The following is a 6,390-nucleotide window of genomic DNA, read 5'->3' as shown; positions in this document are numbered from 1 at the left end:
GCCCTCGCCGGCGGCGACAACCTGAGTGTCAAGATTGACGATGCCCAGGGCGGTAACTACGAAAAGCTGGACATCGACGCCACTCCGGCGGACACCACCGTTACTGACGTACAGGACACCACTGGCCTGACGCTCTCGGCCACTGACACCGTTGCCGAAGGCGGCTCGATTGTTTACACGGCAACCCTGACCAACGCCGCTGGCTCGCCAGTGACCGTGACCCTGAGCAACGGCGCCGTAATCAACATCGCCGCAGGGCAAACCACCGGCACGGTCACCGTCGATGCGCCAAAAGATGACGTCTATAAAGACGCCGGCAAAGTCGAAGTCAGCATCGACAACGCCACCGGCGGCAACTTCGAAAACCTTGTACCGAGTACCACGCCAGCCGTCACCGACGTCACCGACACCATCGATACATCGACGGTCAGCCTGACCGCGACATCCTCCGTAGCTGAAGGCGGCACCGTCGTTTACACCGCTTCGGTCAACGCACCGGTAACCGGCGCCCCGCTGGTGATCACCCTGTCGAACGGTCAAAGCATCACCATTCCAGTCGGCTCCAGCAGTGGTTCGGTCAACTTCGTTACCCAGAACGACGCCCTCGCGGGCGGCGACAACCTGAGCGTGAAGATCGACAACGCCCAAGGTGGCAACTACGAAAAACTGGACATCGATGCCACTCCAGCGGACACCACTGTCACTGACGTGCAGGACACGATTGGACTGAGCCTGAGCGCTACCGATTCGGTTGCCGAAGGCGGTCAGATCACCTACACCGCAACCCTGACCAATGCCGCCGGCACCCCGGTCACCGTGACCCTGAGCAACGGTGCCGTAATCAACATCGCTGCCGGCGCCACCACCGGCACTGTCACCGTCGACGCGCCAAAAGATGACGTCTACAAAGACGCCGGCAAAGTCGAAGTCAGCATCGACAACGCCACCGGTGGCAACTTCGAGAACCTCGTCCCGAGCACCACGCCAGCAGTGACCGATGTCACCGACACCGTCGATAACACCATCGTCAGCATCACCGGCAGCACCTCGGTCACCGAAGGCCAGGCCGCCACGTACACCGTGAGCCTGACGAACCCGGCGCAAACCGAAGTGACGCTCAAGATCGTCTACAGCGGTACCGCCGCCGACGGTACGGACTTCACCGGCGTTTACACCGTGAAGATTCCGGCCAATGCCACCAGCGCCACTTTCAACGTGGCGACGCTGGACGACAAGATCACCGAAGGTACCGAAAACTTCGTGGTCAAGGTCGACTCGGCCACTGGCGGCAACTTCGAAAACCTGGCCGTCAGCGGCACCAACGGCAGCGTCAGCACCTCGATCATCGACAACGATGCACCGCCGGTACTGGACCTGGATGCCAACAACTCCAGCGGAAAGACTGGCGCCGATTACCAGGTGACCTTCACCGAAGGCACCACCGGCCCGGGCGTGTCCATCGGCGACACCGACCTGAAAATCACCGACCCGGACAGCACGATGCTGACCGGCGCCACCATCGTGCTGACCAACCGTCAGCCCGGTGACGCGCTGAACCTGGGTAACAGCGTCAACGGCATCAGCATCAATGCCAACAGCACCAATGGCACGGTCACCCTGACCCTGTCGGGCAATGCGACGCTGGCCGACTACATGCAGCAAATCAAGAACATCAGCTTCACCAACAGCAGCGACGACCCGAGCACCGTGCCGCGCATCATCACCGTGACGGTGACCGACGGTACGAGCTACTCCAACACCGCCACCACCACCGTGAACGTGGTCGGGGTCAACGATGCGCCGGTCGCGACCGGCGGCGCGGTAACCGGTACCGAAGACACTTCGCTGATCCTTGGTTGGTCGACCTTCGGCGTCAGCGATGTGGACAATTCGGCATCCAGCCTTGGGGTGAAAATCACCGGGCTGCCTGCTGACGGCAAGTTGCAGTATCTGGACGGTGCGACCTGGAAGGACGTGGCCAACAACCAGACCTTCACCAAAACCGACATCGACGCCGGAAAACTGCGCTTCACGCCGGACACCAACGAATCCGGCGCCAACGGCAACGCGAACGGCGTGGGTGATCAGAAATCCGATTACGCACAGATCAAGTTCCAGCCCACCGACGGCCACGCACTGGGTACCACCGGCACCGTGAAGATCGACATCACGCCGGTCGCCGACGCACCGACCCTCAATGTGGCCGGCAACGCGGTGACCTCCACGGGCCTGGTCAAGGAAGTCTGGACCGGTCTGTCGGGCCTGGGCACCGATGGCAACGGCGCACCGTCCGGTACGCTGAAGTCGGTGATCGATGCGGCGGGAACACCCAACAGCAGCACCACCGTGAACAACGTGCAGTCCGACAGCAACGTGAACCCGGGCACCGCGTCGAAAACCTCGGGCCTGATTTTCCTCGAAGCTGGCAAGACCTACACCTTCAGCGGCACCGGCGATGACAGCCTGTTGGTGACCATCGGTGGCAAGGATGTCGCGGGCATCACCTGGGGAGCGGGCGGCAAGCTCAATGGCTCGTTCACCCCGACCACCAGCGGCTACTACACCCTGGACATCTACCACCACAACCAGACCGGCCCGGGCAGCTATGACGTGAACCTGTCGGTCAACGGCAGCACGCCAACCGACCTGAGCAGTGCCGGCGTGCCGCTGTACACCGGCGTGGCTGATCTGGTGAATGCGGGCGTAACCGTTTCCGATCTGCACGGCACCAATGGCGAAGGCTACTACGACGGCTTCAAGCTCAACGAAGGCGCCGAAGGCGGCAGTGTGAACCTGTCGAAGATCACCACGGCCCTGACCGATACCGACGGCTCCGAAAGCCTGAGCGTAAAAATCGGCGGGATCCCGGAAGGCAGCGTGCTGAGCGACGGTGCCGGCCACACGGCCACCGTGGGTAGCAATGGCGAAGCCTCGGTCACCGGTTGGAACCTGGGCAGCCTGACCCTGACACCACCGACGTACTACAACGGCCAGTTCAACCTGACCGTGACATCGACCTCCACCGAAGCCCTCGGCGGGTCGGCAACCACCACGGCGCAGATTCCGGTCACGGTTTATCCGGCGGTCTACAACTCCGCCACGGCCACCTCTGGCAGTGACAACGTCACCGGCACCGACGGCAACGACATTGTGGTCGCCGACATCGGCGGGCTGACCGTCGTGCCAGGCGTCAACTACAACATCGCCTTCATGGTCGACAGCTCCGGCAGCATGAGCGCATCGTCCGTCACAGCCGCCAAGGACTCGTTGACCTCGGTGTTCAACACCCTCAAGCAGAGCATGGGCGGCAACTCCGGGACGGTGAACATTTTCCTGGCAGACTTCGACAGCCAGGTGAATAAAACCGTATCGGTCAACCTCAATGATCCGAACGCACTCGTGCTGCTCAAAAGCGTGCTGGATTCGATGGTGTCCGGCGGCGGTACCAACTACGAGGATGTGTTCAAGACCACGGCCAACTGGTTCAAGAGCAGCGAAGCATTGAGCAACACCGGCGCGACGAACCTGACGTACTTCATCACCGACGGCCAGCCGACCTACTACCAGTCCGGTGAGCAAACGAATCCGACCTTGTATGGCGACGTGAAGCTCGACAGCCTGATCACGACAGCCAACTACAAGCTGGGCCAGACGTTCAGCGCCGACCTGGACAGCACGCATCGCATTCAGGTAAACGCGTCCGGCGATGTCACGCTGCTGACCTGGAAAAAATCCTGGGGCGGTTATTGGAACAGTGAAGAGTTGGGCACCCTGCGCGCCCAGGGCGACGGCACGTATGAACTGTCGTATCGCGACGGCACGGGCAGCAGCACCAGCTCGACCACCACCAGCAACTCCCTCAGCGCTTTCGCCCTGTTGAGCTCGGTGTCTGGCGTGGAAGCCATCGGCCTGAACAAAGGCGTGACGCTGGACGACCTGAAGGACTACGACTCCGACAAAACGCCGCAGACCAACATCGATCCCAAGAACCTGGCCGACTCCATCATCGGGCACACCGAAGCGACCCTGCCGGGCGCTGACACAGTCAATGGAGCAGACGGCAACGACATCCTGTTCGGCGACCTGGTGAGCTTCAATGGCATCGCCGGCGAAGGCTACCAGTCCATTCAGGCCTTCGTAGCCCAGCAGAACGGTGTGGAAGTCAGCAAAGTCACCACCAGCAACGTGCACCAATACATCACCGAGCACTACAGCGCTTTCGATGTGTCCGGTGCCAACGATGGCAATGACACACTGCTGGGCGGTGCTGGCAACGACATCATCTTCGGCCAGGGTGGCAACGACCTGCTCGACGGTGGCAAGGGCAATGACATCCTGCTAGGCGGCAAAGGCAACGACACGCTGATCGGCGGCCAGGGCAATGACACCCTGATCGGTGGCCTGGGTGGCGATACCTTTGTCTGGAAGTCCGGCGACACCGGCACCGACGTGATCAAGGACTTCAAGGCCGGCGAAGGTGACCGGATCGACCTGCGGGATCTGTTGCAGGGCGAGACCGGTAGCACCATCGATCACTTCCTCAAGATCAGCACGGTCGATGGCGTGTCTTCGTTGCAAGTCAGCACCACTGGCCAGTTCAACCCGGCCAATGATGCAGCGGCCTCACCGGACGTGACGATCAAGCTCGAAGGCAACAACTGGTCGAACATCAACCTGAACTCGTTGATCGCCGGCAGTGACCCGACCATCAAGATCGATCACAACAACAGCTGAACCTGACACAAAACCGTGGCGAGGGAGCTTGCTCCCGCTGGTTGCGCAGCAGCCCCTAAACAGGGGCGGCTTCGCGCGGGTGCGCCAGCCCGGCCCAGCGGGAGCAAGCTCCCTCGCCACGGGAATTGTGTTCATACTCCCCGCAGTTGGCCTATGCTGCCCAGCATGACGCCGCTTCATACATGAGGGATGCCCGATGTTTTATGTGCAACGCGATGCACAAGGCCTGCTGGTGCGCGTGGAAGCCACCGCTTATGCGGAGGCCACCGAAACCCTGCCGGCCGACAGCCACGAGATCCAGGACTGGTTCGCTAACCAAGCGGTAGAAAACAGCCTCAAGCAGCTCAAGCAGAGCGACCTGGAAATGATCCGGGTGCTCGACGACTTGATCCAGGTGCTGACCAGCAAAGGCGTCATCCGCGTCACCGACCTGCCGCCCGCGGCCCAAGCCAAGCTGATGGACCGCAACCAGGCCCGGGAAGCCTTGGGCGGGTTGAGCCGGTTGATCGATGATGATGAGAAGGGGTTGATCTAGCCTGCCCGAGCAGGAACACAAACCGCTGTGGCGAGGGGATTTATCCCCGCTGGGCTGCGAAGCAGCTCCAACTGGCTGAATGTGGGCAATCTGACACTCCGAGGCGACTGGTTTTAGGGCTGCTGCGCAGCCCAGCGGGGATAAATCCCCTCGCCACAACGGCGTCCGGCTTCAGTTTGGGAAAGAGCTGAAGGACTGACGCTATCGCGAGCAAGCTCGCTCCCACAGTTGATCGGTGTTGATCTCGATATTTCGGCTCGACACAGACCCCGTGTGGGAGCGAGCTTGCTCGCGAAAGCGGTGGGACAGTTTGCGATGATGTTGGATGTGCCGACGCCTTCGCGAGCAAGCCCGCTCCCACAGTAGATGGTGTTGTCTCGATATTCCGGTTTGACACAGATCCAGTGTGGGAGCGAGCTTGCTCGCGAAGGCGGTTTTCAATCCACCACAGATGTCAGCCCGGCGCTTGAACCTCAAGCCGATCCATCGCCCGCTCCACCAACAAATGCACCCCGTCGGCCATCCGGCTAATCGCCAGGATCAAGCTGCGGCGCGAGCCGTCGACGTCATCAGCCAGGTCGGCGGCGATGGCGCTGATGGACAGCAGGTCTTCGGAGGCGTTGGCCAGTAGGGTTTCGGTGTCGATGTTCGGGGCAACCATGAAAAGTTGTCCCGTTGATGCTTGGCCGGATGCTTCGTCGGTGGGTTTTGGATTGAGGTAATAGTCGAGGGCGCGCTCGGCGGCTTCGTCGAGTTTTTTGGATTTCGAGGATTTGCCGAAGATGTTGCCAGGGTTTTCTGGCGGATTCGGAGTTACTTTGAACATTAGAGATTTCCTAAACAGTTAAGTGGAAACCGTCACCGTTCGCTTGCACGCGAATGGGGGTGGCGGCCGTACGCAGGTGTGCAAGACCGGGCCTGTTTAGGACACCCAGCAGATCCGAGGATCTCCTGCGTGCAGCCGCCATAAAGCCAGTGGGCAGAAGAAGCCCCTGAGCGATGTAGCGTCGCATCCTAAACAGTTTCTTCGGACTTGCACGTCCGTGTCACCGTTTTTTCAGTGACAAACCCAGACTAGCCACGAGCCCGAAGCCGGACAAGTTCACCAACACCGCTACAAC

Annotated in this window: 2 protein-coding genes and 1 pseudogene; 2 read left to right on the top strand and 1 reads right to left on the bottom strand. The window is 60.9% G+C overall.

Features of this window, described 5'->3' with window-relative positions; translation table 11 throughout:
• A pseudogene (locus AAIS01_RS12740) lies at positions 1-4,734 on the top strand (LapA family giant adhesin); the annotation flags it as partial.
• Positions 4,735-4,930: 196 nt separating this feature from the next.
• A complete protein-coding gene (locus AAIS01_RS12735) occupies positions 4,931-5,269 on the top strand; it encodes a hypothetical protein (RefSeq protein ID WP_047230543.1) in 339 nt (112 codons plus the stop codon).
• A gap of 454 nt (positions 5,270-5,723) precedes the next feature.
• Here AAIS01_RS12735 and AAIS01_RS12730 read toward each other — a convergent pair whose 3' ends face one another.
• Entirely contained in the window at positions 5,724-6,095 is a 372-nt protein-coding gene (locus tag AAIS01_RS12730; protein WP_343469244.1) for a DUF6124 family protein, read from the bottom strand.
• Positions 6,096-6,390: the final 295 nt, after the last annotated feature.

The sequence above is a fragment of the Pseudomonas halotolerans genome (assembly GCF_039581215.1).
In the GTDB taxonomy this organism is placed as follows: Bacteria; Pseudomonadota; Gammaproteobacteria; order Pseudomonadales; family Pseudomonadaceae; genus Aquipseudomonas; species Aquipseudomonas tehranensis.
This window is presented reverse-complemented; position numbering and strand designations above follow the sequence as displayed.

Excerpts from the sequence above, each read along its gene's own strand:
- AAIS01_RS12730 (WP_343469244.1), bottom strand. The coding sequence starts at position 6,095 with ATGTTCAAAGTAACTCCGAATCCGCCAGAAAACCCTGGCAACATCTTC.
- AAIS01_RS12735 (WP_047230543.1), top strand. The coding sequence starts at position 4,931 with ATGTTTTATGTGCAACGCGATGCACAAGGCCTGCTGGTGCGCGTGGAA.